23 protein-coding genes are annotated in these 25,600 nt (G+C 45.5%); 20 read left to right on the forward strand and 3 right to left on the reverse strand.

The annotated features are described in order from the left end of the window. Positions 1-31: 31 nt before the first annotated feature. Positions 32-559, reverse strand: coding sequence for a phosphatase PAP2 family protein (locus ACFTRD_RS04820; RefSeq protein ID WP_192265410.1), 528 nt, complete (start codon positions 557-559; stop codon positions 32-34). 713 nt (positions 560-1,272) lie between these two features. Between ACFTRD_RS04820 and ACFTRD_RS04825 the strand changes: the two genes are divergently transcribed. The 9 genes from ACFTRD_RS04825 (at position 1,273) to ACFTRD_RS04865 (ending at position 10,101) form a co-directional block, all read left to right on the forward strand. Next, positions 1,273-2,511, forward strand: coding sequence for a glycosyltransferase family 2 protein (locus ACFTRD_RS04825; protein ID WP_062320219.1), 1,239 nt, complete (start codon positions 1,273-1,275; stop codon positions 2,509-2,511). 307 nt (positions 2,512-2,818) lie between these two features. Continuing rightward, positions 2,819-3,313: a translation initiation factor IF-3 gene (gene infC / locus ACFTRD_RS04830; RefSeq protein ID WP_024628309.1), complete on the forward strand. Its 495-nt coding sequence runs from the start codon at positions 2,819-2,821 to the stop codon at positions 3,311-3,313. Positions 3,314-3,337: 24 nt separating this feature from the next. Next, entirely contained in the window at positions 3,338-3,538 is a 201-nt protein-coding gene (rpmI, locus tag ACFTRD_RS04835; protein WP_062320217.1) for a 50S ribosomal protein L35, read from the forward strand. 77 nt (positions 3,539-3,615) lie between these two features. After that, positions 3,616-3,975: a 50S ribosomal protein L20 gene (rplT, locus tag ACFTRD_RS04840; RefSeq protein WP_017689664.1), complete on the forward strand. Its 360-nt coding sequence runs from the start codon at positions 3,616-3,618 to the stop codon at positions 3,973-3,975. Positions 3,976-4,555: 580 nt separating this feature from the next. Beyond that, positions 4,556-5,596: a BMP family lipoprotein gene (locus ACFTRD_RS04845; protein ID WP_379377984.1), complete on the forward strand. Its 1,041-nt coding sequence runs from the start codon at positions 4,556-4,558 to the stop codon at positions 5,594-5,596. Between the two features lie 342 nt (positions 5,597-5,938). After that, positions 5,939-7,477, forward strand: coding sequence for an ABC transporter ATP-binding protein (locus ACFTRD_RS04850; RefSeq protein ID WP_379377985.1), 1,539 nt, complete (start codon positions 5,939-5,941; stop codon positions 7,475-7,477). Further along, positions 7,470-8,549, forward strand: coding sequence for an ABC transporter permease (locus ACFTRD_RS04855; RefSeq protein ID WP_192265428.1), 1,080 nt, complete (start codon positions 7,470-7,472; stop codon positions 8,547-8,549). The genes ACFTRD_RS04850 and ACFTRD_RS04855 overlap by 8 nt, the downstream gene beginning before the upstream one ends. Beyond that, a complete protein-coding gene (locus ACFTRD_RS04860; protein ID WP_379377986.1) occupies positions 8,550-9,512 on the forward strand; it encodes an ABC transporter permease in 963 nt (320 codons plus the stop codon). Positions 9,513-9,723: 211 nt separating this feature from the next. Further along, positions 9,724-10,101 (forward strand): hypothetical protein, encoded by a 378-nt coding sequence (locus ACFTRD_RS04865; RefSeq protein WP_192265430.1) that lies wholly within the window; start codon positions 9,724-9,726, stop codon positions 10,099-10,101. Positions 10,102-10,107: 6 nt separating this feature from the next. Here ACFTRD_RS04865 and ACFTRD_RS04870 read toward each other — a convergent pair whose 3' ends face one another. Continuing rightward, a complete protein-coding gene (locus ACFTRD_RS04870) occupies positions 10,108-10,551 on the reverse strand; it encodes a GNAT family N-acetyltransferase (protein ID WP_379381186.1) in 444 nt (147 codons plus the stop codon). 600 nt (positions 10,552-11,151) lie between these two features. On the opposite strand from ACFTRD_RS04870, the gene ilvB reads away from it, so the two are divergent. The 4 genes from ilvB (at position 11,152) to ACFTRD_RS04890 (ending at position 16,342) form a co-directional block, all read left to right on the forward strand. Continuing rightward, complete coding sequence (gene ilvB / locus ACFTRD_RS04875; protein WP_192265437.1) at positions 11,152-12,903, forward strand: biosynthetic-type acetolactate synthase large subunit; 1,752 nt, start codon at positions 11,152-11,154, stop codon at positions 12,901-12,903. Then, the gene (gene ilvN / locus ACFTRD_RS04880; protein ID WP_076289931.1) at positions 12,900-13,382 is read left to right on the forward strand and encodes an acetolactate synthase small subunit; all 483 of its coding nucleotides are present in this window, start codon (positions 12,900-12,902) and stop codon (positions 13,380-13,382) included. Before ilvB ends, ilvN begins: the two co-directional genes overlap by 4 nt. A 299-nt stretch (positions 13,383-13,681) precedes the next feature. Beyond that, positions 13,682-14,674: a ketol-acid reductoisomerase gene (ilvC, locus tag ACFTRD_RS04885; RefSeq protein WP_024628318.1), complete on the forward strand. Its 993-nt coding sequence runs from the start codon at positions 13,682-13,684 to the stop codon at positions 14,672-14,674. 126 nt (positions 14,675-14,800) lie between these two features. Further along, the gene (locus tag ACFTRD_RS04890) at positions 14,801-16,342 is read left to right on the forward strand and encodes a 2-isopropylmalate synthase (RefSeq protein WP_192265439.1); all 1,542 of its coding nucleotides are present in this window, start codon (positions 14,801-14,803) and stop codon (positions 16,340-16,342) included. 225 nt (positions 16,343-16,567) lie between these two features. On the opposite strand, the gene ACFTRD_RS04895 is transcribed toward ACFTRD_RS04890, so the two are convergent. Next, on the reverse strand, positions 16,568-17,548 hold the full coding sequence (locus ACFTRD_RS04895) for an aldo/keto reductase (RefSeq protein ID WP_379377987.1): 981 nt from the start codon (positions 17,546-17,548) through the stop codon (positions 16,568-16,570). 231 nt (positions 17,549-17,779) lie between these two features. Between ACFTRD_RS04895 and leuB the strand changes: the two genes are divergently transcribed. The 7 genes from leuB (at position 17,780) to ACFTRD_RS04930 (ending at position 25,519) form a co-directional block, all read left to right on the forward strand. Then, complete coding sequence (leuB, locus tag ACFTRD_RS04900) at positions 17,780-18,865, forward strand: 3-isopropylmalate dehydrogenase (RefSeq protein ID WP_379377988.1); 1,086 nt, start codon at positions 17,780-17,782, stop codon at positions 18,863-18,865. A gap of 274 nt (positions 18,866-19,139) precedes the next feature. Next, on the forward strand, positions 19,140-19,679 hold the full coding sequence (locus tag ACFTRD_RS04905) for a peroxiredoxin (RefSeq protein ID WP_062320195.1): 540 nt from the start codon (positions 19,140-19,142) through the stop codon (positions 19,677-19,679). Between the two features lie 358 nt (positions 19,680-20,037). Then, positions 20,038-20,454, forward strand: a complete 417-nt coding sequence (locus ACFTRD_RS04910) for a hypothetical protein (RefSeq protein ID WP_062320193.1) — start codon at positions 20,038-20,040, stop codon at positions 20,452-20,454. A 441-nt stretch (positions 20,455-20,895) separates the two neighbouring features. Continuing rightward, complete coding sequence (locus ACFTRD_RS04915) at positions 20,896-21,999, forward strand: PAS domain-containing sensor histidine kinase (RefSeq protein WP_192265452.1); 1,104 nt, start codon at positions 20,896-20,898, stop codon at positions 21,997-21,999. 125 nt (positions 22,000-22,124) lie between these two features. Next, the gene (locus ACFTRD_RS04920) at positions 22,125-23,093 is read left to right on the forward strand and encodes an AAA family ATPase (protein WP_379377989.1); all 969 of its coding nucleotides are present in this window, start codon (positions 22,125-22,127) and stop codon (positions 23,091-23,093) included. Positions 23,094-23,096: 3 nt separating this feature from the next. Further along, the gene (locus ACFTRD_RS04925) at positions 23,097-24,212 is read left to right on the forward strand and encodes a DUF58 domain-containing protein (RefSeq protein WP_379377990.1); all 1,116 of its coding nucleotides are present in this window, start codon (positions 23,097-23,099) and stop codon (positions 24,210-24,212) included. Next, entirely contained in the window at positions 24,209-25,519 is a 1,311-nt protein-coding gene (locus ACFTRD_RS04930; protein WP_379377991.1) for a hypothetical protein, read from the forward strand. The genes ACFTRD_RS04925 and ACFTRD_RS04930 overlap by 4 nt, the downstream gene beginning before the upstream one ends. The last annotated feature ends 81 nt before the right edge of the window (positions 25,520-25,600 follow it).

The following is a 25,600-nucleotide window of genomic DNA, read 5'->3' on the forward strand; positions in this document are numbered from 1 at the left end:
GCTAGGTTTTCCTTAGTCTAACATATCCACATTATGTCCATAAAGCAACTGTTGCAAGTGCGACTAAAGTACCGATTGTCGCCCCTGCGAGTACGTCGGAGGGATAGTGTAATCCCAAGTAAATTCGAGAAAATCCGACAATTAAGGCAACAGGCAGTAGCATCAGTAACAAGAATGGCTCCATGGCCATAAACGGAACCGTAACCGAGAATATGGCGGTAGTATGCCCTGAAGGGAACGAATGGTCCGTCAGGGGGTTACGGAACGTGATTGTATCCGGTAAGGCCAGGTAAGGGCGGATACGCGGATACAGTTTTTTGGCGATGGCTACGGGAATATGGCTCACCGCAAGCGCGATGCAAGCCTGCAGCCCTGTTGTGTTCCAAGGGGCGGGAGCCAGCAGCCAAATGAGCAAGGATACTGCAATAGAAGAAGTTGCTCCGCCCAGATGAGTGAAATAATACAGCCAAAAGTTCATAAATCGATTATGAAGACGACCATTAATCCACATAAATACATTTCGATCATACTCTTGAAACTTTACGAATAAACGGCTCATAGTGGCCTCCTGCCAGTCAGGCCGCCCAAGTTGGCGGCAGTATTTCCGGTAAATTGCTGTGTCCGGTTTAGTCCTGATTAGTATATAACCGTTTTTCGTAAACTTGAGGTTATTTCAGGTATATGTTTATCATATTTTTAAATGTTGTCCTTTTCAAGAAGAACACATGTGAAGAAAGTAAATTTCATGTTAAAGAGTGGATAAACACCCAACTTAACTTTTTGACTCGGACGAGCCAAAAAAGATACAATGATTCAACATGGCTGAAATGAGGTAAAAAAATGTGAGTTTTAAATCAAACTTTTTGTGGTCTGTTTACGTTATTTAATATAGAGCCTCTGTTAATCTGTATCAGCCTGGAGAAAAAAGCAGGGACTTTAGAAATAAAAATCAAGTAAACAGCTGAAAATAAGATATAACAGGCATGAATGCGAGGTTGCAGTATCACAAACTGCCAATTCAGCGTTTAAAGTTCACATTTCTGCTTCAGGGAGTGGAATTGCGGTTTTGACAAATGGCTGAAAAGCATACAAAATCGATAAAGCAGCCAAATGGCAATAACCATGCTTGAAACATTGCCTCAAATATTTGCGTAGTAAACAAAAGAACAGGGTCATATTCTGCAGATCACAAATAAAAATAAAGATGCAGAATCAGGAAGAGAAATGTCTTAAAGTAATCTGGGTTTGAAAAAAAGGGGGTAACAGAGAACGATGTTGGACGCTATATTCGTCACGTTGCAGGTCATTCTGGCACTGCTAGCCGTGTACCAATTCACGTTTTCGCTGTTCGGTCTGATTAAGAAAAAGAAAAAAAACCATTATCCGGCGACAAAGTCATTCGCTGTACTCGTCGCAGCACACAATGAGGAACAAGTCATTGGTGCCTTGATGGAGAACTTGAAACAACTTGATTATCCGGAAGATCTGTACGATGTGTTTGTCATTTGCGACAACTGTACCGATGGAACGGCTCAAATTGTAAGGCAGCATGGACTGAATGCTTGTGTACGTACCAATGCCGATCTGAGGGGTAAAGGGTACGCGATCGAATGGATGCTGAAGTACCTGTGGAAATTGCCACGTCAATACGACGCAGTTGTTATGTTTGACGCGGATAACCTGGTTGACCGTAACTTCTTGCTTGAGATGAACGATGACTTATGCAATGGTTCACGTGTTATCCAAGGATACATTGATACGAAAAATCCGGAGGACTCCTGGATTACTGCGGCATACGGTGTATCTTATTGGTACATCAACCGTTTGTGGCAGTTGTCCCGTCATAACCTGAATATGGCGAATTTCCTTGGAGGTACTGGAATGTGCTTCGAGACCAACCTGCTCAAGGAAATTGGTTGGGGCGCGACAAGTCTGGTTGAGGATTTGGAGTTTACGATGCGCAGTGTTCAGCGTAATGTATATCCTGTTTTTAACTATGATGCCAAAGTATTTGATGAGAAACCGTTAACCTTTAAAGCTTCCGCAAGACAACGTCTTCGCTGGATGCAAGGCCACTTTACGGTCGCGCGTAGATATTTCTTCCCGCTGCTATGGCAAAGTATCAAAGAAAGAAGCTTGGTGAAGTTTGACCTTGCTGTGTATGGCGCAAATGTGTACGTTGTTTTGCTTACGTTTCTGATGACAGCTGCCCTGTGGGTGGATACAGCGATATTCAGTGGTCCGCATATCGCAAACATATACGGGTACTTCCCGCTCTGGGTAGGATTTGTAGCGATTGGACTGAATATCCTGACATTTTTGTTGTCCATGGCTCTGGAGAAGGTTACGTTTGCCAAAGTATATCTGTACCTGATCCTGTTCCCGATTTACCTGCTCTCTTGGTATCCAATTACGTTCTATGCGTTCTTTACGCAGAACAACAAACAATGGAGCCATACCCAACATACACGTGTTGTACGTTTGGATGAGGTGCAGAGCAAGCAGGGATAACTAATAATGAGCTTGTTGAAAACATGTCCAATAAAATATTGTAGAAGTGTTGACAATGTTTTTGCAGGATGTTATAGTATTCAAGTGCGTTAAATGAATAGCTGTGGAATCACAAGTAGAAGTCCGACTTCTCACCTGATCAACTCATGTTGACTGGTCAACGATCCCAATGATTTATGAAGTTGTATACTCATGAAGAATTGTGTTGATTACAGGGATGTCGGTAGCTTAACCGGCATCCCTTTTATTTTTGTGTAACAGGATATTCAAAATGACCTGGAGGTGGACGGTTATTAGTAAAGATCACATGATTAATGATGAGATTCGGGCGAAGGAAGTACGCCTTGTCGGAGCTGAAGGGGAACAAATTGGGATCACGCCGATTCGGGAAGCACTTCAAATGGCGATTGACCTGAACTTGGACCTGGTCAATGTGGCACCACAGGCTAAACCGCCGGTATGCCGCATTATGGACTATGGCAAATTCCGCTATGAGCAACAAAAGAAAGACAAAGAAGCCCGTAAGAACCAGAAAATTGTTGACATTAAAGAAGTATGGTTCCGTTCCAATATTGAGGAGCATGATTATCAAACGAAGCTTCGGAATGTAGTTAAGTTTTTGAAAGAAGGCGACAAGGTGAAGTGTTCCGTTCGTTACCGCGGACGTGAAATTGCGCATGCCGCCATTGGTCAACGGATTTTGGAACGCGTTAAAGTGGAAGTTGCAGAACTTTGCACTATTGAACGCCAACCAAAATTGGAAGGCCGCAGTATGATCATGATTCTGGCTCCTAAAGCCTGATAACATTGAAGGAGGAAACACAAAATGCCTAAAATGAAAACACACAGCAGTTTGAAAGGACGCTTCAAAATTACCGGTTCCGGTAAAGTCCTGCGTTACAAAGCTCACAAAAACCACTTGCTTTCCCACAAATCAAAACGTGCTAAGCGCGTTCTGAACGGTAACCCAGTTATGGCTGCCGGGGACGTAAGACGTTTGAAACAAGGTCTGGCTAACTTGAAATAGTAAATCCGTATGGGGGATCGGCTTAGGTCGTACACATACTACGGATACATTTAATATTTATTGGGAGGTTCTTTAATATGGCAAGAGTAAAAGGCGGTTTTGTAGTACGTCGTCGTCATAAAAAGGTTTTGAAACTGGCAAGAGGTTATTTCGGTTCCAAACACCGTATTTTTAAAACAGCTAACGAGCAAGTAATGAAATCCCTGGTTTACGCATACCGTGACCGTCGCAACACGAAACGTAACTTCCGCAGACTGTGGATCGTTCGTATCAATGCTGCAGCACGTATGAATGGTTTGTCTTACAACAAACTGATCCATGGTTTGAAACTTGCTGGTGTAGACATGAACCGCAAAATGTTGGCTGATCTGGCCGTTAATGACATCAATGCGTTCAACTCTTTGGCTACTGTAGCTAAAGGCAAAATCAACGCTTAAAACTGTTTATGCAAGCCGCCGTACCTATATGGCGGCTTTTTTTACGGCTTGAAGAGTTATCTGTAAAAGAGATATCCGGTATTTGAACGAATAGGCTGCTGCCTGTAAGGGCACTATGGGAAGTATATGATGAGTGAATAACAGACTGTCTAAATACATAAAATACGAACGGTGAAATAATGCAAATAAAAACAGAGGATTTCCACTTCTCACCAGAAGGCATGGTAAGTTTTTGTTATGTAACATTACATCGTTGTAACGTTAGTGTGTTAAACCGTTAAAATATTAAGCGCTTTCAACAAAAAAAGAACAAAAATATGTGATAATTGGTGATGAAACATCTGGATTTTACCACGGGTTGAATGTATAATCACCTCTAGTAGGCTAGTCCTAAACTTTTCTCTTCATGTCATAATGTTCGGTTTTTCGACAGGTGATCCGATTGTTTAGGGATAAGAATGCGCTTTTAATGTCGAAGAAACCATACATTCTGCATAAAAGCCATATTATCGATCTGTTGATCCGTTCTGTTTTGGCCTGAACAGGAAGTAGGTATATATCATTAAGGGGGAACAGAGAAATGAAAAAGATGCTCAGCTTGTCTTTGGTCATGTTGCTGGCAGTATCGGTTATGCTCGCAGGTTGCGGTAGCAAACCGAAAGAGGAAACAAATGCCGGAGGAACTGCAGGTGGCGAAAACACTGAAGCTAAATCCGATTTGAAAATCGGGATGGTTACAGACGTAGGTGGGGTTAACGACAAATCGTTTAACCAATCTGCTTGGGAAGCTCTGCAAGCAACTGAAACTGAAACAGGTGTAGCTGTTAAATACCTGCAAAGTAAATCCGATGAAGAGTACATTCCAAACCTGAACGAGTTCGTTAAAGGTGGATATGACCTCACTTGGGGTATCGGTTTCCAATTGGCTGATGCAATCAAGACTGTAGCTGAACAAAATCCTGATTCTAAACTCGCGATCATCGACAGTGTTGTTGATGCTCCTAACGTTAAATCGGTAACATTTGCTGAAGAAGAAGGTTCTTTCCTGGTGGGTGTTGTAGCTGGTCTGACAACTAAATCGAACAAAATAGGCTTTGTTGGCGGTATGGAAAGCCCACTGATCAAAAAGTTTGAAGTAGGTTTCAGAGAAGGGGTCAAAGCGGTTAATCCTGACGCTGAGTTTATTCCCAACTACACAGGTGCATTTGATAAGCCTGACCTGGGTAAAGCAGCAGCAGCTACACTCTATAATAAAGGTGTAGATATCATTTTCCACGCTTCAGGTGCTACTGGTAATGGTGTGTTCATCGAAGCAGCTGCTCGTAAGAAACAAGGCCAAGACGTTTGGGTTATCGGTGTTGACAAAGACCAATCCCTGGAGTTTGGTGATGATGTAACACTGACTTCCATGATCAAAAAAGTGGACGAGGCTGTTAAGCGCGTAAACGCTGAAGTCATCGATGGAACATTCAAAGGTGGAGCTGAGAACCTGACTTTGAAAGAAAACGGTGTAGGTATCGCTGATACTTCTACGAAAAACGTTCCTGCTGATGTACTTGCCAAAGTGGACGAGTACAAAGAAAAAATCATCAAAGGCGAAATCAAAATTCCTACAGAATAATCTGATTCTGCTTGTATAAATGAATAATCATCGAGGCCGGTCTTGACCGGCCTTATGATTGTCAGGACAGGAAAATTTGCTCAAGTCATCATAACAATTGTACAGCCTTGCAGTGCGTGCTAGGGGATAACCCATGGCAAAAGAAAGAAGACTTCGTATCAACGCTCCGGTAGGAGCTTTTCTTAAGATTATGGAATGCAGAAGTTTCCAGTGAAACTGAAGGATTCGATCATCCCAAGAAAAAGTACCGCTAAAAATGCGGTCATCTTCCTTGAATAAACGTCGATAGACGTTTTTCTTACGTTTGCGGAACCAAACTATATCAGGTATAAGGGTGATTACATGGGTGCAGCAACCCCCGTCGTTGAGTTAAAACAAATCACGAAGCGTTTTCCAGGCATTGTTGCCAACGACGCTATCAGCCTTCAGCTTCGTAAAGGCGAGATCCATGCTCTACTGGGCGAAAACGGCGCTGGTAAGTCAACGTTGATGAACATTGTATTTGGTCTCTATCAGCCGGATGAAGGTTCCATTGAAGTGAATGGCAAGCCTGTCATCATCGACAGCCCTAATAAAGCAATCGATCTTGGCATCGGCATGGTGCATCAGCACTTTAAGCTTGTTCAGCCGTTCACGGTAACAGAGAACATTATTTTGGGATCCGAACCAAGGAAAGGTCTCAACATTAATTATAAAAAGGCTGCTGCTGAAGTGCAGCGACTGTCTGAACTGTATGGACTCAAGGTGAACCCGCATGCCAAAATTCATGATATCTCCGTCGGTATGCAGCAACGTGTGGAAATTGTGAAGACGTTGTATCGTGGTGCGGATATTCTTATTTTTGACGAGCCTACAGCGGTATTGACTCCCCAGGAAATTAAAGAACTGATGGTGATCATGAAGAAGCTGGTGGCCGAAGGCAAGTCTATTATTCTAATCACACACAAACTGAAAGAGATCATGGAGATTTCCGATACAGTGACGATTATTCGTCGTGGTAAAGTGATTGATTCGGTTAAAACATCAGAAACGAATCCGAACGAACTCGCCGAAAAAATGGTTGGCCGCAATGTCACTTTTAAAGTGGACAAAAAGCCGGCTACACCAGGAAACAATGTCCTGGAAGTCAGCAAATTGACTGCCAAGAATAAAGAGGGTATTTCGGTTCTGAACGAACTCAATCTGAATGTGCGTGCAGGAGAGATTGTGGGGATCGCTGGTGTTGATGGTAATGGGCAAAGCGAACTTATTGAAGCTCTTACTGGACTTCGTAAAGTGGATAGCGGTTCGATCCTTCTTGAAGGTAAAGAGCTGTCCAACCATTCTCCACGTCATATTTCGGAGTCAGGGGTAGCCCATATTCCGGAAGACCGACACAAACACGGACTTGTTCTAGATTTTTCAGTGAGCGAAAATATCGTGCTGGAATCATACTATAAAGCGCCTTATACCCGTAAAGGGTTCCTTAACTTCGATGCAATCAAAAAGCAGGCGAAGCGGCTTGTCGAGGCATTTGATGTGCGTACACCTAGCATCGAAACGAAGGCTCGTTCTTTGTCGGGAGGGAACCAGCAAAAGGTCATTATCGCACGTGAGGTTGATAAAAATCCTGAGCTGCTTATTGCTGCCCAGCCAACTCGTGGTCTGGACGTAGGGGCTATTGAGTTTGTTCAGAAACAGTTGATTGCACAACGTGATCAGGGGAAAGCGGTTTTGCTGATCTCATTCGAGCTGGATGAAATTATCAACGTATCTGACCGAATTGCAGTCATTTATGAAGGACAGATTGTGGGCGAGGTGCTGCCGGAAGAAACCAATGACAGGGAGCTCGGCTTGATGATGGCGGGCAGCACCCAAAAGAGAGGTACTGTGCATGAGTAATGTATTGAAATGGTTTACCCGTGATTCATTTATTTTACCTGTTGTAGCCATCATTATGGGTCTGATCCTTGGCGGCATTGTCATGCTGATCGGTGGATACAACCCCATTGAAGCTTATAGTGCGTTGTTTACGAAGGTTTTCGGAGACATGTACAACTTCGGTGAAGCTGTTCGTGAGATGACACCTCTCATCATGACTGGACTTGCTTTTGCATTTGCGTCACGTGCAGGGCTGTTTAATATCGGAGGAGAAGGACAATTTCTCGTCGGCATGACAGCGGCCACCTTTGTTGGGGTAAAGTTTGCAGGTCTGCCGATTTACATCCATGCTCCGCTGGCTTTGATCGCCGGTGCGGTTTTTGGTGGGCTGTGGGCAGCTATTGCCGGCTACCTGAAAGCAGCACGCGGGGTTAACGAAGTTATCAGTAGTATCATGCTGAACTGGATTGGTCTTTATCTGGCGAACCTGATCGTACGTCAATTCCTGCTTTTAAAAGGTGAAAATCGTTCGGTCGATATCAGTGATACAGCTTCGATTAGTCTGACATGGTTGTCCGAACTGATGGGCAACTCCCGTGTGCATATGGGAACATTAATTGCCCTTGTTATGGCAGTGCTCTTTTATATTTATATGTGGAAAACCAAACAAGGGTACGAGATTCGAGCTGTAGGATATAACCCGAATGCGGCAGAGTATGCAGGTATGCATGTTAATCGCAATATCGTAAAAGCGATGTTTATCAGTGGTATGCTCGCAGGTCTTGGCGGTGCGTTCCAGGTGCTCGGGGTGTTCCAGTACCAGACTGTTATGTCGGGTTCACCAGGAACAGGGTTTGACGGCATCGCCGTTGCTCTGATTGGTTTAAATCATCCGTTTGGAGTGTTGCTGGGCGCATTGCTGTTCGGTACGCTCACATATGGATCTGCGGGAATGAGCTTTGCTGCAGATGTACCGCCCGAGATTATTCGGATTGTGATCGGTTCGATTATCTTCTTCATTGCGGCACAAGGCATCGTGCGCTGGGTACTTAAACCGTTCTATTCCAAGCGCAAGAAAGAGAAGGTGTTGTAGATGGACTTGTTGACAATTGGGCAAATTATCAATACGACGCTTGTCTTTGCCACGGCATTGATTTTTGCATCCTTGGGCGGGATTTTTTCGGAAAAATCAGGTGTGACCAACCTTGGACTTGAAGGTTTTATGGTATTTGGTGCCTTCGCTGCGGGGATTGCTGCGCATTATGCACAAGAAGCTGGCATGGGAGGAACGACCTCTGCATGGATGGGGGTATTGTTCGCAGTCGTACTGGGAGTCGTTGTGTCGCTAATCCATGCGGTTGCCTCGATTACGTTTAAGGCTGACCAAATTATCAGTGGTATCGTCATTAACTTCCTGGCAGCAGGAAGTACACTTTATTTGGTAAAACTGCTGTTTGAAGGATCAGGAGATTCACCTTTGGTACAAGGATTTAGCAAGTTTGATGTACCACTGTTAAAAGATATACCGTTGCTTGGTGAAGCTTTCTTCAAGAACGTGTATCCAACAACTTATCTGGCCATTCTGTTTGTCTTCCTGACGTATTACATCATGTACAAAACTCCATTCGGTCTTCGTCTTCGCTCAGTTGGTGAACATCCAAGTGCTGCGGATACCGTGGGTGTTAAAGTACGTCGTTACCGTTATATTGCGGTTATGATCAGTGGTGCACTAGCTGCCATTGGTGGAGCTGCAATCACACTGACTACAACAGGCACATTCTCCCATAATACCGTTTCTGGTCAAGGTTATATTGCAATTGCGGCCATGATCTTTGGTAAATGGAATCCGATTGGTGCTTTTGGCGCGGCTGTATTCTTTGGTTTCTCACAAGCCATCCGAAACTATGTACAGTTGTTTGAATGGTCTCAAAGTATTCCCCAGGAAATTATTTATATGCTGCCTTACCTGCTCACCATCATCGTGCTCGTTGCGGCTGTTGGACGCTCTTCTGCTCCATCCGCACTCGGGGAACCGTATGATCCGGGGAAAAGGTAACGACATAATTATGATTTCCCACATAATGCTTTACTTAAAAAGGTTCGCCTCGTGCGAATCTTTTTTTGTTTAAAAAAGAAAAATATCAGAATACTAGCGTTCTAACTGTTATAGAGAAGACACCCATATTTTCATTTAGGGACAAAGAAACAGGCGAAGCCAACCATGGACGAATACACTGTTCTGAACGATCCGAGGAGGAGGGGAAAGTATGAAACAACATGTTACGCGTGATGAAGCGATAAAATTAATAGGCAAAAATATTGTCGCGATCAAAAAAGATGGTACTCGGGTGACTGGGAGACTGTTAAAAGTATCCGGCAATAAACTGGTGCTGAAACGTGCTGTTGGCAAAAAAGTGCGAACCAAAGCGATTTTGCCACTGGTATTATTTGATTTACTCGCCGTCGCTACGCTGCCTTATGCTTACGGCCCTGGTCCTGGGTTCGGCCCAGGTGGTCCTGGATATGGCCCCGGGTATGGCCCCGGACCCAAACCGGGCCCAGGATACGGCCCTGGATTTGGTGGTGGATTTGGGCCAGGTCCTGGATATGGACCCTACGGACCACGGCCACCAGGATTTTTCTAGGCCGCTTTACAGCCTTTTTTCCAACTCATAACAGCGGCTTAACATAATGTATCTAATTATTATATATCCATTTTTTTGGTAAAATTGAAGTCCTTTTGCATTGCCTTCATCCACCATAACTTTGGATCTTTTGCAGCCTCGAGATACAGCGAATTGTTCAGCTTGGTGCAGCAAAGTCTGTCCGTATCGTTTTCGTTGTTCTTTGGTGGTAACAGCCATCATATCCACATACAGCAGTTCACCATGCATGAGAAAATGAATGAATGCAACAGCTTCTTTGTCTGGCTCTGGTGAGACAACAAAGGTCATGCCCCTGTTCATTCTCAGGGGTATTTCTTTACGTATTTTGTTGATTTCAATTTCACTCATATGAGATAGAGGAACAAGTTGAGAGTCAATCAGCCTCATTATGGCGGCATCATCCAGCTTGGATTTGCGTTGCCGAATCACCATGGGAAGCCTCCTTTCAGGACCAGTCGTGCTGCTCGTATATCCTATGCTTGAGAGAAGTTAAAAGGTGACTGAATGAAGCGCGGGGATGAGGGAAACGTTAAAAGCTGGAGATGAAGGTTTAGGGACGTTCTGAATTTTTATACAAAAGGGGTATTGACTTATCGGTTAGAGGAATCATATAATGTTCCTAACATTTAACGAGAATATTTCATCGGCTATGAAGAGGACGAAGTTTTAAGGGCTCTTTTGCTCAGAGAGTGGCTGGAATTGCTGAAACCACCACCATTACCCCTTATATACGAGCTCACCTCGGAGCTGTTTTCCTGAAAAGCATTGGATGTCACTCCATTTGGTTATTAGGGAAAATCGTATGTCTGCGTTACAGACAACAGGTATGGAGAACGGCTATGTCGTTTGATCTATCGTTTTTTGTACCTGGTAAGGTCCGTTATTGCGAAATTTCGGACAAAGTTGGGTGGTACCACGGAAGCAATAACCTTTCGTCCCTCGCAAGCATGAACTTGTTTGCAGGGATGGAAGGTTTTTTTTGTAACTTTAAATGTCAGAATGATGTAAATTCCGAGAGGAGGATGACTAATGGGAGCTCAAATTCCAGAAGTACGATCGACAGATGAATTACGTGAAAAATGGATGAAGCCGGAGGTCATTAGCGGTTCCGAAATTCTGCTGAGAAGCTTGTTGCTGGAAGGTGTAGAGTGCGTTTTTGGTTACCCGGGCGGTGCAGTGTTGTACATTTACGATGCAATGTATGGTTTCGAGGACTTCAAGCATGTGTTAACACGTCACGAACAAGGTGCCATTCATGCAGCTGATGGATATGCACGGGCTAGTGGAAAAGTCGGTGTCTGTATCGCTACCTCCGGACCAGGAGCAACCAATCTGGTTACCGGTATTGCAACGGCGTATATGGATTCTGTTCCACTCGTAGTCATTACGGGAAATGTTATTTCCAGCTTGATCGGGTCGGATGCTTTCCAGGAAGCAGACATTACCGGAATCACGATGCCAATCACCAAACACAGTTATCTGGTAAAAGACGTGAAGGATCTGCCGCGTGTCATTCATGAGGCATTCCATATTGCCAATACGGGCCGTAAAGGTCCAGTACTGATCGATATTCCGAAGGATGTATCGGCTAACAAAACGTTGTTTGAACCGATGACTGAACCTGTTACATTGAGAGGGTATAACCCGCGGACTGTACCCAATAAACTTCAGGTAGATCGACTGGCTCAAGCGATTCAGGAAGCAGAACGTCCGATGATTCTGGCAGGCGGTGGCGTGGTTTACTCCGGTGGACATGAAGAACTGTTCGAGTTTGTGGAGAAGACAGGTATTCCAATCACGACAACACTTCTTGGACTTGGAGCTTTCCCAAGTGGTCATGAATTGTGGACCGGGATGCCGGGTATGCACGGAACATACACTTCCAATCAGGCGATTCAAAAAGCAGATTTGCTGATCAACATCGGAGCGCGTTTCGATGATCGGGTAACAGGTAAGCTGGACGGGTTCGCTCCACATGCCAAAATTGTTCATATCGATATTGATCCGGCTGAAATTGGCAAAAACATTGCAACGGACATTCCAATCGTTGGTGATGTGAAGACGGTGCTCGAAATAGCGAACAAGGAAGTGCAGCGTGCAGAACGTGCAGATGCGTGGAGAGACCAGATCAAGCAGTGGAAACAAGAAAAACCTTACAGCTACACGGATTCAGATGAGGTGCTGAAGCCACAGTGGGTAGTTGAAATGCTGAATGATACAACCAAAGGTGAAGCAATTGTAACTACAGACGTTGGACAGCATCAAATGTGGGCAGCACAATATTACAAATTCAATCAGCCACGTTCATGGGTAACCTCCGGTGGACTCGGCACAATGGGCTTTGGATTCCCTTCTGCAATCGGTGCTCAAATGGCTAACCCGGACAGGCTTGTTATTTCCATTAACGGTGACGGCGGCATGCAGATGTGTTCTCAGGAACTCGCGATTTGTGCGATCAACAACATTCCGGTAAAAATTGTTATTATCAACAATCAGGTGCTTGGAATGGTGCGTCAGTGGCAAGAGATCATCTATGAGAACCGTTACAGCCACATCGATCTGGCAGGAAGTCCTGATTTTGTGAAACTGGCTGAAGCTTATGGTGTAAAAGGATTGCGTGCAACCAACAAGGAAGAAGCCGAACGTGCTTGGCAAGAGGCTCTGGATACACCAGGACCAGTCGTTGTTGAATTCGTAGTACGCAAGGAAGAAAACGTGTATCCAATGGTTCCGCAAGGAGCGACAATCGATCAAATGCTGATGGGGGATGCTGAAGAATGATAAGACATACGATTTCGATATTGGTCAACGATCAGCCAGGCGTCCTTCAGCGGGTATCGGGGTTGTTCGGTCGACGGGGATTCAACATTGAAAGTATAACGGTAGGTCAATCCGAGGAACCGGGCTTGTCAAGAATGGTTATTGTGACGATTGGTGATGACAAAACGCTGGAACAGATCGAAAAGCAGTTGTACAAAATCATCGATGTCATCAAAGTGGTTGATTTCAGCCTGAAACCGATGGTTGCCCGTGAACTTGCGTTGATCAAAGTGAAAGCTGAGCCTTCAGAACGTCCTGAAATTCTCGGTGTAGTTGAAACTTTCCGTGCATCGGTTGTGGATGTTGGTCCCGGAAGTCTCATTGTACAGGTGGTCGGGGATACGGATAAAATTGATGCAATGATTGAATTGCTTAAGCCATACGGCATTCGTGAACTGTCACGTACAGGAGTAACTGCATTGGTGCGAGGCAACGTTTAAACAGACATATTGAAAAAAAGCATGGTCTGATGCTTATCAACGGAACGACAAAGGTATGTTAGCAGCATTAAGCTGAGAAATACCTTTAATCTTAAATGAAGTGCCAGTCCCGTATTAGCTGCAATTCAACATTTTAGCGATGTAACGCTTGACAATACAGCCACACCCCCGCATTAATGGGCGGGTGTCTGAACGGATCGGATCAGACCAGAAACGCTGAAGCAAGAAAGCGACCGGTCCCTTGAGACACCCGCTCATTAATGAAGGGTTCTTTACAATACAAAGGAGGACTTATAAACATGCCAGTAACTACTTATTATGAACAAGATGCAGAGCTTAGCGTATTGAAAGGAAAAACGATCGCGGTAATCGGTTATGGTAGCCAGGGTCATGCCCAAGCCCAAAACCTGCGCGACAGCGGATTGAACGTAGTCATCGGACTTCGTGAAGGTAAATCTTTTGACACTGCAAAAAATGATGGATTTGAAGTTCTGTCCCCGGCTGAAGCGACTAGCCGTGCAGATGTCGTTCAAATTTTGCTGCCGGATGAAACACAAGCTTCTGTATACAAAAATGAAATCGAACCAAACCTGAAAAAAGGCGCTGCATTGCTCTTCTCTCACGGTTTCAACGTTCATTTCGGTCAAATCGTTGCTCCAAAAGACAGCGATGTATTGCTGGTAGCTCCTAAGTCCCCTGGCCACATGGTACGTCGTACCTACGTGGAAGGTTTCGGTGTACCGGGCCTGATCGCAATTGAACAAGATGCAACAGGTAAAGCAAAAGATATCGGTTTGGCATACGCAAAAGGTATCGGTTGCACACGTGCAGGCGTGATTGAAACTTCCTTCCGCGAAGAAACAGAAACAGATCTGTTCGGTGAGCAAGCTGTTCTGTGTGGCGGTGTAAGTGCCCTGGTAAAAGCTGGATTTGAAACATTGACAGAAGCGGGTTACGCTCCTGAAATGGCATACTTCGAGTGTCTGCACGAATTGAAATTGATCGTTGACCTGATGTATGAAGGTGGACTTGCAAGCATGCGTGATTCCATCAGTAACACAGCGGAGTACGGTGACTATGTAACTGGACCTCGCGTGGTAACTGAAGATACGAAGAAAGCAATGAAAGAAGTCCTGACAGATATCCAACAAGGTAAATTTGCACGTGACTTCATCCTGGAAAACCAATCCGGCCGTGCATTCCTGACAGCAACTCGTCGCAACGAAGCTGAACACCCAATCGAAGTGGTTGGCGGACAATTGCGTGAGATGATGCACTGGATCAAGAAGTAGGTAACAACTTTAAGGTAATCAAGTAAACTTACAGCTTTAACCGGGAATAGCGGCCGTGCATATGCGTGTGCCGCTATTGCTGGTTTAGAAGAAATCCATACATTACAAGTCTAGGAGGTGCGAGGCGTGCGTAAAATCTATGTATTTGACACAACGCTGCGTGATGGAGAGCAATCCCCGGGAGTCAATCTGAACACTCGTGAAAAGGTGGAAATTGCCCACCAGCTCGAGCGGCTTGGTATTGACCGGATGGAAGCCGGTTTTCCGGCGGCATCTCCAGGCGATCTGGCGGCAGTCAATGCAGTTGCCAAAGCGGTCAAAAATGTTACCGTTATTGGCTTGTCCCGCTCCAGAGAGCAGGATATTGATGCGGTAAAAGAGGCGCTGAAGGGCGCGCAGGACCCGTGTATTCATATCTTTTTGGCAACTTCACCCATTCATCGTCAGCACAAATTGCGCATGGACAAAGGTCAGGTTCTGGATACAGCTCGTTCCGCGATTCGTTATGCGAAGAAAACTTTTTCGAAGATTGAATTCTCCCTGGAGGATGCAGGTCGTACAGAATATGATTTTCTCGTAGAGATGGTGAATATGGCTGTGGAAGAAGGCGCGGCTGTTGTGAATATCCCGGATACAGTTGGGTATCTGAGCCCATACGAGTACGGTAATATTTTCAAACATTTGAAGGAAAACGTACATGGCATTGAAAAAGTGCAGCTGAGTGCACATTGCCATAATGACCTGGGAATGGCCACTGCCAACACACTCGCAGCGATCCTAAATGGAGCCGATCAAATTGAGGGAACGATTAACGGAATCGGTGAACGTGCGGGTAATACCGCTATTGAAGAGATTGCCATGGCACTGGAGACACGTCAGGAATTTTTCCAGGCGAAAACTTCGCTGCAACTTTCTGAGATTGCGCGGACCAGTCGTCTTGTCAGTCGTTTGACGGGGATGGTTGTGCCTGGCAATAAAGCGATTGTTGGTGCGAATGCGTTTGCACACGAATCAGGCATTCACCAGGACGGCATGCTGAAAGAGAAAACAACCTACGAGATTATGACGCCAGAGACCATCGGTCTGAAGGAAAGCAAGCTCGTATTGGGTAAACACTCGGGACGTCATGCCTTCCGTGAGCGCTTGATTGAGCTCGGTTACGAATTGGAAGATGAGGCATTGAACCGTGCTTTTGCCCAATTCAAAGATCTGGCTGATAAGAAAAAAGAAGTGACAGATGAGGATTTGCTGGCGGTCATCGAAGAGAAATTACAGGATGCACCTGAGGTGTTCAAACTGGAATCCATCTTTGTGACCTATGGTGATGAATCCATTCCAACGGCTAAAGTTCGTATTGCTACACTTGATGGTAATACAGTGGAACAAAAAGCAGAAGGAAATGGATCAGTAGATGCCATCTATAATGCGATTGACCAAGTAAGCGGGGAAGAGGTAACGCTATCCGACTACTCGATCAAATCGGTTACGCATGGTAAGGATGCGTTGGGTGAGGTTCACGTCGTACTTACTCAAAATCAAATTTCCGTTCAGGGACGCGGTGTAAGCACTGATATTTTGGGTGCCAGTGCACGTGCTTATGTGGATGGATTGAATAAATTAATTGAAAAACGCAAGACGTATACGAATCGAGTTAATGTCAACCTGTAACACCCATTTGCAGCAAGCATAATTCTTCATTGGACTGTGTTGGTGCTGAATGGAGATGGTGAGATGGAGTTCACCAATCCTTCCTTGCATTGCAGTTCGGTGAGGTACATAAAAAGTCTGACCCTCAAATCTTGAGAGTCAGACTTTTTTGCGGTTACTTGATATAAATAAACGGAAAATCAATATAGACCATTAAAACGGGATAATCTGTTAGTCTGTATAAATTCACCAAGCATATGCGTTCGGAGCTTGTCCTCCCGGACCCGGGAAGATTTCATCCAGACGTTTGAGGACCGCTTCATCCAACGTGACATCCAGACATTTAAGCGCAGTTTCAAACTGTTCCAGCGTACGCGGTCCAATAATCGGAGCGGTAACTGCCGGGTTGGCAGCAACCCAGGCCAAAGCGATGGTATCTTGGGGTTCACCGAGTTCGCGGCAAAGTGCTGCGAATTGTTCCAACTGAGTTTGATGGGACTCGATCCGCTCAGCAATGCCACCACTGCGTGTACCTTCCAGCTTCTGGAGTGCATTACGTCCCAATAATCCACCATCCAGTGGGCTCCAAGGAATAACACCAAGGCCCAGCTCTTTCGCTGCAGGCAATACTTCGAGTTCAGGCAAACGGCAGTTGAGGCTGTATTTGTGCTGCTCGGATACAAGGCCCAGGAAATGGCGGTTTTTGGCTTCACTTTGCGCAACAGCAATCTGCCAACCAGCAAAGTTACTCGAACCTACGTAACCAATTTTGCCCTGATGGACAGCGTTCTCGAACGCGCCCCAGAGCTCGTCCCATGAGATAGCGGGATCCACATGGTGCATCTGGTACAGTTCAATATGATCGGTTTGCAGACGGCGGAGGGAACCCTCCAGATGGCGTCTTATTTTGTAGGCGGAAAGACCTGCATCGTTGTTTGGGCCATCTGTATCGTCGTGCATTGAGCCATAAACTTTGGTCGCGAGTACGACTTTTTCACGTCTACCGCCGCCCTGTTTAAACCAGCGTCCAATGATTTCCTCAGTGAGACCCGAATTTTCGCCCCAGCCGTAAATGTTAGCGGTATCAAAAAAATTCACACCAGCATCGAGTGCTGCATCCATGATACGGAATGCTTCCTTTTCGTCAGTAGCAGGACCAAAGTTCATCGTGCCAAGACAGATCCGGCTGACTTTAAGACCTGATTTTCCCAAGTACGTGTATTGCATGATTGCAATCCCTCCTGAGTTACCTGAATTTGTCTTCAGGCTTCATTTTAACCCAGTCAGAGGTACAGAACAACCAATCTAATTCAGCTTATAGGTAAAAACTATTAAAGTCATAGATTGTATATCTTGGTCAAATCACCTTCGAATATGATACAAAAGAGAGAGTTAAAAATGACACGTAAATTTTTGAAGTGAATAACCGAATGAAAGCATATAAGGAGTGGACAACCCATGGCAGACGTAAAAAAAATTGCAGTAATTGCAGGCGACGGAATTGGTCCTGAAGTTGTGGCTGAGGCAGAGAAAGTTCTCAAGCGTACGGAGGACGTGTTCGGATACCGTTTTGAAACAGAGCATGCGCTATTTGGTGGAATCGCGATTGATGAGAAAGGTACACCCCTTCCTGAAGAAACACTGACGGTATGTAAAAGTGCAGATGCGGTCCTTCTTGGAGCTGTTGGTGGTCCAAAATGGGACAATAACAGCAAGGAGCTTCGTCCGGAAACAGGCTTGCTAGGTATTCGCAAAGCGCTCGGTTTGTTCTCCAACCTTCGTCCGGCTGTTGTATTTGATTGCCTGAAGGATGCTTCAACCTTGAAGCCAGAAGTGCTTGAAGGTACGGATCTGATGGTGGTACGGGAGTTGACCGGCGGCATCTACTTCGGAGAAAAGTTCAGACGTGAAAGTGCACAGGGCGAAGAAGCCGTGGATACTTGTGCATATAATGTAACAGAAGTGGAGCGCATCGTTCGTCAAGCATTCGAAATTGCTCAAGGACGTCGCAAAAAACTGGCTTCGGTTGACAAAGCCAACGTATTGGAAACCTCCCGTCTCTGGCGTGAAGTCGTTAACCGGGTAGCACCGGATTATCCGGATGTTGAATTGGAACATGTGCTTGTTGACAACTGTGCGATGCAATTGCTGCGCCGCCCATCGAGCTTTGACGTAATCGTGACGGAAAATATGTTCGGAGATATCTTGAGTGATGAAGCAGCGATGCTGACAGGCTCCATCGGTATGTTGGCATCTGCATCACTCGGAGAGGGCAGTTTCGGTCTCTATGAGCCAGTACACGGTTCAGCGCCGGATATTGCAGGTCAAGGCTTGGCGAATCCAATCGCAACGATCCTGTCTTTGGCGCTCATGTTCCGCACAACCTTTGGTTATGCGGAAGGTGCGGATGCTATTGAAGCGGCTGTATCTGAGGTATTGAATGCAGGACATCGTACGAGCGACATCGCTGTGGACAAGAGCAAAGCGATCAGTACAACGGAAATGGGCGACTTGATTGTCGCAGCAATTCGTAAACAGGCGTAATATGGCATCATGACAAGACAGCCCTTTAATTTCCGCGAGGAATGATAGAGGGCTGTTCCTTTATGATTTTGCCACGAAAAGTCCTTATTTATAATCATTATAAAAAAATAACGATTATAATCTTGACTTTGAGAAGTGCGGATGATAACATTTTACTTGTACTTGTTATCAAGTAACAAACCCATTTTAATTACAGGAAAAACGTTCACGTTTTTCTTGATGATGAGCATTCAACTCGAGTGCTTACATAATCCCAAAGGAGGAATTGTAAGTTATGGCAGAACGTTTGGTTGGTAGACCCGCACCGGATTTTGCAATGGAAACAGTATCGGGAGATGGACAAGACTTTGGTTCCGTAAAACTGTCCGATTATCGTGGCAAATGGCTCGTATTTTTCTTTTATCCTTTGGACTTCACTTTTGTGTGCCCAACAGAAATCACAGCTTTGAGTGATGCTTCGGAGCAATTCAAAGCTTTGGATACAGAAATTCTTGGCGTAAGCGTTGACTCCGTACACAGCCACAAAGCTTGGATCAACACACCAAAAGACAGCAATGGCTTGGGCCAACTGAACTTCCCGCTGGCTTCCGACATCACAAAACAAGTAGCTAAAGATTATGGCGTTCTGATTGAAGAAGAAGGCGTTGCACTGCGCGGCTTGTTCATCATCGATCCAGAAGGCGAATTGAAATACCAAGTGGTTAACCACAACGATGTAGGCCGTAGTGTTGAAGAAACACTTCGTGTGCTGCAAGCACTGCAATCCGGCGGATTGTGTGCAATGAACTGGAAACCAGGCGACAGCAATCTGTAAGCCTGATTGAACTTGAACGTTATGGTTCAAGCCCTCATCCCTTTTGGGATTGAGGGCTTTTTGCACCCTTTTGTCAGAATATAAGCCCTTAAGGAAGAAAAGTGTTTAAACAGGGATATAAACGTGGTAATGGTGTATTAGAAGTAAGCCCTCATTTTATTCTTTGGAAAGAGGAATCGAAGGGCTTGAAGGCGAATAGGGTATGGAAACCCGGGAATGATTCCGGTGCTCTGTAATTATAATTAGTACATGAATGTGATACACTATGGAACTATTCCTTTTCTCGGAAGTGCTTAAAGTGTACGGGCTTGCATGTCCAATAAAAAGTCCCGGCACGTTATAAGGAGGGTGAACAAAAATGAGTTACTGTTGTGGGGCAAGTATGGTGGGAACAAAGGGCACGCTGAAGCATTACCGCACCCAGGTTCATAATGTTCCCCTGCTGTTTTGTCCGGTATGTCACCGGGTGGAAGTGCATTATAAAGTGGAGAATGAATATGAGATTCTGGCCGAATATGCGCATGGAGATGGTGCATCGGAGATTGATTTCCAAGATTATGTGACAGAAGATGAAGATGCGATTTTTGAAAATTGCGTGAATCGTGAAAGCGAGGAAGGGATGGTCATTGTACAGCGTCAGATCGACATGTCTCTGGATCTACTCCGGCTTGCCAAGGAAATGAAGGATGAGAAGTGGGAAAGTGAACTTAAGCGCCGATTAGCTGTGATGAGTCAGCGGCGACTCAAAATCCAGCATAACAAGAGTGGATTATAGATCGAATTGAAGAATTTAAAATTTAAAATTATACGAACGAAGCTGATTCGCAATCGAGCGAAAAGGCTTCGTTTTTGTTGTGTGGGGAAACTAATTCGCGGTTTTTTTTAAAATAATTTCCATTCGACACTTTCTCCGATTGACTCTCTTCTATAAACTTGTCTATGATAAAAACAGACTTGCAAAAGAGGCGGAGCAAAATTGTTCGTGTTTGGGAATAGGAGAAGGTTAGAATGGAACAGACGTATATTGTTTTCCGGAACAACTGTTGGTTACCGGGAATAAACCAGCTTGGGTTCCGGACATGCCATCCATATTTTCGGCTCAGCCCCCTAACGAAAGGGCACCGGTAATGAAAAATAAATCGGCCCTTCCTGTTTCTGTGATGATATGATGTCCGAATGGCAAGTTTATCATTTACGTGAAAAGGAGGAACCTGACATGATTAGTGAATTTCAGGATACAGTGCCTCGACCAACGAATGGATTCCCGCCTATACATCTGGATAACAACAAGTATGAGAATGTCCTGGAACATCTGGATAGCGGTATTATGTTGTTTGACAGTCACGGTGTATTGACGTTTATTAACGTTCAGATGGCAAAATTGTTGGAGCTTCCAAGAAGCCTGTTGAGCGGCTGCACCCTGATGCAAATGCTGCATCATCCACAGATGAGCCGATTCAAGAAAAAGAAAATTTTACGTATCTATCGGGAGACTATCTTCCATCGTAAGCGCTATCATGAGCTGATTGATGAGTACGGCAGGCATTGGCTGGTTACAGTAACGTATGGGGATCAGATGGATGGAGACTTTCTGTTCAGTGTTAAGGATGTCTCCGATTATAAACAAATTGAGCAGACTGCTTATCAAAATGACAAACTTGCAATGTTGGGGCGGATTTCGGCATCAATTGCCCATGAGATTCGCAATCCTTTGACGGCTATTCGCGGATTCATCCAGTTGCTTCGGCCTCATTTGCTTCAATTGGGAAAAGACGAGTACGCTCGAATCATACTGACGGAGATTGACAGGGCGAACGATATTATCTACGAATTTCTGAATTCCTCCAAGCCGTCAGCCCCTCAGAAGACCATTATATCTGTTAACTCTTTGCTCAAAGAGGTGGTCTTGCTGACAGAAAGCGAAGGGTTAATGAAGGGATGCGAGATCATCTTAGATGAAGCAGAAGTCCCGTTAAATGTGTCTATTGATGTCAAACAAATTAAGCAGGTTATTTTGAATATGGTGAAAAATGCGATGGATGCCATTGAGGATGTCGGAGAAGAACATGCAGGTCTGATTCGAGTCTCTATGGAAACCGAGAACAAGTATGTGCAGATTTCGATAGCTGACAATGGGCAGGGGATGGACCACAATACGCTTGTACGACTATTTGATCCATTCTTTACCACCAAAGAGAGCGGTACGGGGCTGGGACTTTCCGTGAGTTACCGGATTATCAAAAATCATGGAGGTACCATCTCTGTGGATAGCAAAAAGGGAGAGGGCACCCGTTTCATGATCATGCTCCCTCTGGTGTAAAGACAAGAGCAATGCAACAGGAATTGGCTAACCGCCTGTTCCTGTTGTTTTTTATTGGAACGATTAGGGTTATAGTTAGAATGAATGCGAATACATAAGCTCTATTTACGGGAGGATGGACTGATATGGATATCCAGGGAATGGAACAAATGAACAAACAGCTAATGGACCATGTGGGAACGGTCATCGTGGGGAAAGACCATACGATTGAGTTAGTGATGACAGCTATCATTGCTTCAGGGCATGTCCTGCTGGAGGATGTGCCCGGTACGGGGAAAACCATGTTGGCAAAATCAGTAGCTTCTTCGCTGGACTGCACCTTTCAGCGTATTCAGTTCACACCGGATCTGTTGCCGTCCGACTTGACGGGGATTCATTTCTTCAATCAAAAAGATGGTGATTTTGAATTCAGACCTGGCCCTCTCTTCGCCAACCTCGTCCTTGCAGACGAAATAAACCGGGCTACACCGCGTACTCAATCCAGCTTGCTGGAGTGCATGGAAGAGCGCCAGATCAGTATTGATGGCTCCACAAGGCAACTGGAGCGTCCATTTATCGTCATTGCTACACAAAACCCGATAGATAATCAGGGGACCTTCCCGTTACCCGAAGCACAAATGGATCGTTTCATGATGAAGATCCGAATGGGTTACCCAAACAGTGAAGAGAGTGTAGAAATTTTGAGACGTACGGTAGCACGTCGTTCTGTTGACGATCTGTCCGCTATCATTAGTCGTGAGCAATTGCTTGAGGCACAGAGTACGTATACATCGGTCCAAATCGACGAAGATCTGTTGCGATATATTATCCGTCTGACAGAAGCTACCAGACAACATTCCGAGTTGTCACTGGGCGTAAGTCCACGAGGAGCTCAGGCGTTGCTCAAGGCAAGTCAGGCCTGGGCTGCTTTACATGGCAGAGATTTCGTTCTGCCTGATGATATTAAAATATTGGCGGAGCCCGTGCTAGCCCATCGACTTGTATTCCGTAACCGGGTAAGGCAGCAAGAGGGCTTGGCGGAACGCATCATTCAGGAGCTTCTAACCCAGACAGACGTGCCGACCGAGACTCTTGCTGCAGGCAACGGGCGATAGCTTATGGCATTATTATGGCTTGTCATTGTTGGTGTCATTATTATTGGCGTACAAGGCATATGGTTCGGCCGTCCCGCCTTATACAAGCTCAAGTACACCAGACAATTCAGCAAGATACGTTGTTATGCCGGAGATGAGCTGGAGATGGTAGAGACGATTTCGAATGAAAAACGAGTCTCGGTTCCCTGGCTCAGACTTGAAGCCATGATGCCCGTCTCCTTTGTTTTTCGATCCGGTTCAGGCATGGATATCAGCCAGGGAGATATCTACCAGAATCATAAAAGCATCTTCACTTTGAAACCGTTTACTCGTATTACGCGCAAGCATCCTTTTGTATGCAGCAGACGTGGAATTTATACGTTAAACACCGTGACAATGACTGGAGGGGATCTGTTTGGCCTTTGGCGCGTAACGAAGGCGCTCCCCGTTCATCTGAACATGATTGTGTATCCTTCACTTGTTCATCCTGAAGATCTGCCTGCAATTTATCAAGTATGGCAGGGTGAGGTTGAAGTCTCCCGTTGGATTGTTGAAGATCCCTTTCTCATTCTTGGAGTTCGTCCATATGGTGCGGGCGACCCCATGAACCGTATACATTGGAAAGCAAGTGCTCGTACGGGTGAACTGCAGGTATACAAGCAGGGATGGACTGCGGACCCCCAATCCTGGATTGTGGTCAACATTCAGGAGTCGGCAGACATGTGGAGTGTAGTTACCCGTCCCGAGACGATCGAACGGGCACTCCGTTATGCTGCCACTGCAGTAGTGGATGCGATAGGGAGAGGCTTGCCTGCAGGATTTGCTCATAATGGTTATCGTGTGAGTGGAGGGCAGGATCCATTGCGGATTGAGCCGGATTACGGCAGTCCTCATCTGGAGAGGTTACTGGAAGCTATGGCGGAGACGGAGTTAAAATGCATGGTTCCCATGGAACAATTCCTGAGCGATGAAGTACAACGTAATGAAGAAGCGCAGCAGGCTCGCAGTTATCTCTTAATTACGTCCTATGTATCTCCAGCCATGGAACAAGAAATTGCTCGTTTGCATGAACAGGGCCATCGTGTGACCGTACTCCCGGTAGAGGGTGGGAAAAGCGATTCAAAGGCGGTGAGTGCATGAGTGATTCCAAGAGTTCCAAGGAAAGTTTGATTTTATCCATATTGGCGGTTCTATTGATCGGTGTGTACCTCTATCCATTTCTGACGCTTACTTCACTATATACAGCAGGACATTTGCCTTATACATTAATAGGTATCTTTGTTGTGGCTGGCTCGTTAGGTCAGTGGGTACAGCACAGATTACCAGCTATCAGCGAAAAAAACACATTTATTCGATGGGGCGCTGCGCTGATTATGGGACTGTTGATCTCATTGATTATCGCATTAGTATTGGGGCTTCCTTTACCTGATTTGCTGACAGCAGCAGTGTGGGGAGTGATTTCAGCCTATGTTGGATTGAATTTCCAACCTGTCTTCCGTTCCATTTTGATTTGGCGCTTGCAGATTTTTGGTGTGCTCACTGCGATTGTATGGAGTGGGGCGGCTAACAGCGTTGAATTCATGCAACCTCTTCAGGCGTATGCAGGAACCGTATATGCAGCAGGGGTCATCAGTTTTGCTGGTTGGTTGGTAGGTCAATACAGTGTACAGTTGGACCGGGCGATATTGAATGATGGTCAAAGAAGGATTGTGCTGCGTGAGTTTGCCCGGGCGAATCATCAGCGGTTGGTATGGATGCTGATTGTCATCGCAGGAATTGGCGCTTTCCCCAGTCTTGTTGCCTGGTTAGGTCCGTTGCGTGACCGTCTCCTTGCCTGGATCAGAGGTTTACTGGGTTCGAGCTCCAATCAGGATGTTCCGATTACGCCCACAGCTCCCAATGAACCACCGTTGCTACCTGAAGGGATGGAGGCATCAGGGGAGCCCTCTGTTTTCTGGGATATCCTGGGTTGGATAGTTATGGGGGCTGTTGCAGTAGTTGTTCTGTGGCTTATCCTGCGGTTGGGGCAGAAGGCCATAAACAAACTTATGGATCGTTTCAAAGGGATGCTGCAACCCGGTCAGAAGAAGATAGAGCCCCGTACAGAGTATGTGGATATCAGTGAAACGTTAGAGGCACCGGCGAGAACGCGGAAATCCTGGTTCCGCAAGAAGGAGTCGCTGCCTTCACAGGATGCTGAACGTGTTCGATATTACTATCGGAAGTGGATCGACAGAGCTGCAGCCCGGGGAGTGGATATACAGGGTGCACATACGCCACTGGAGGCTGCGGAGACCATTGTTCAGCATGGAGTCATAGAAGATGATCAGAAGCTCTCTGCAATGCTGCCGGATCGTTATAATGCTGTTCGCTACGGGAAGAAAACCCCGGACGATTCCGATATGAGTGAGATTGATCGGATATGGAAATCTTATCGAAGTAAATAAGTCGGGAATCCCTTTACTTTTCTTGTTGCGTTCAAGTATCATGAGAGGAATACACAAGTTGGTCAGAAAAGGAGCAGAGAC

It is taken from the genome of Paenibacillus sp. NPDC056933, from assembly GCF_042674385.1.
Lineage (GTDB): Bacteria > Bacillota > Bacilli > Paenibacillales > Paenibacillaceae > Paenibacillus.

Bases quoted from the DNA above. Each gene is read 5' to 3' on its own strand.
- ACFTRD_RS04930 (WP_379377991.1), top strand. From the start codon at position 24,209: ATGAGTGATTCCAAGAGTTCCAAGGAAAGTTTGATTTTATCCATATTG.
- ilvC (WP_024628318.1), top strand. From the start codon at position 13,682: ATGCCAGTAACTACTTATTATGAACAAGATGCAGAGCTTAGCGTATTG.
- ACFTRD_RS04850 (WP_379377985.1), top strand. From the start codon at position 5,939: ATGGGTGCAGCAACCCCCGTCGTTGAGTTAAAACAAATCACGAAGCGT.
- ACFTRD_RS04915 (WP_192265452.1), top strand. From the start codon at position 20,896: ATGATTAGTGAATTTCAGGATACAGTGCCTCGACCAACGAATGGATTC.
- rplT (WP_017689664.1), top strand. From the start codon at position 3,616: ATGGCAAGAGTAAAAGGCGGTTTTGTAGTACGTCGTCGTCATAAAAAG.
- ACFTRD_RS04845 (WP_379377984.1), top strand. From the start codon at position 4,556: ATGAAAAAGATGCTCAGCTTGTCTTTGGTCATGTTGCTGGCAGTATCG.
- ACFTRD_RS04910 (WP_062320193.1), top strand. From the start codon at position 20,038: ATGAGTTACTGTTGTGGGGCAAGTATGGTGGGAACAAAGGGCACGCTG.
- ilvN (WP_076289931.1), top strand. From the start codon at position 12,900: ATGATAAGACATACGATTTCGATATTGGTCAACGATCAGCCAGGCGTC.
- ACFTRD_RS04820 (WP_192265410.1), bottom strand. From the start codon at position 559: ATGAGCCGTTTATTCGTAAAGTTTCAAGAGTATGATCGAAATGTATTT.
- ilvB (WP_192265437.1), top strand. From the start codon at position 11,152: ATGGGAGCTCAAATTCCAGAAGTACGATCGACAGATGAATTACGTGAA.
- ACFTRD_RS04860 (WP_379377986.1), top strand. From the start codon at position 8,550: ATGGACTTGTTGACAATTGGGCAAATTATCAATACGACGCTTGTCTTT.
- ACFTRD_RS04865 (WP_192265430.1), top strand. From the start codon at position 9,724: ATGAAACAACATGTTACGCGTGATGAAGCGATAAAATTAATAGGCAAA.
- ACFTRD_RS04855 (WP_192265428.1), top strand. From the start codon at position 7,470: ATGAGTAATGTATTGAAATGGTTTACCCGTGATTCATTTATTTTACCT.
- ACFTRD_RS04920 (WP_379377989.1), top strand. From the start codon at position 22,125: ATGGATATCCAGGGAATGGAACAAATGAACAAACAGCTAATGGACCAT.
- ACFTRD_RS04905 (WP_062320195.1), top strand. From the start codon at position 19,140: ATGGCAGAACGTTTGGTTGGTAGACCCGCACCGGATTTTGCAATGGAA.
- ACFTRD_RS04825 (WP_062320219.1), top strand. From the start codon at position 1,273: ATGTTGGACGCTATATTCGTCACGTTGCAGGTCATTCTGGCACTGCTA.
- ACFTRD_RS04895 (WP_379377987.1), bottom strand. From the start codon at position 17,548: ATGCAATACACGTACTTGGGAAAATCAGGTCTTAAAGTCAGCCGGATC.
- infC (WP_024628309.1), top strand. From the start codon at position 2,819: ATGATTAATGATGAGATTCGGGCGAAGGAAGTACGCCTTGTCGGAGCT.
- leuB (WP_379377988.1), top strand. From the start codon at position 17,780: ATGGCAGACGTAAAAAAAATTGCAGTAATTGCAGGCGACGGAATTGGT.
- ACFTRD_RS04925 (WP_379377990.1), top strand. From the start codon at position 23,097: ATGGCATTATTATGGCTTGTCATTGTTGGTGTCATTATTATTGGCGTA.
- rpmI (WP_062320217.1), top strand. From the start codon at position 3,338: ATGCCTAAAATGAAAACACACAGCAGTTTGAAAGGACGCTTCAAAATT.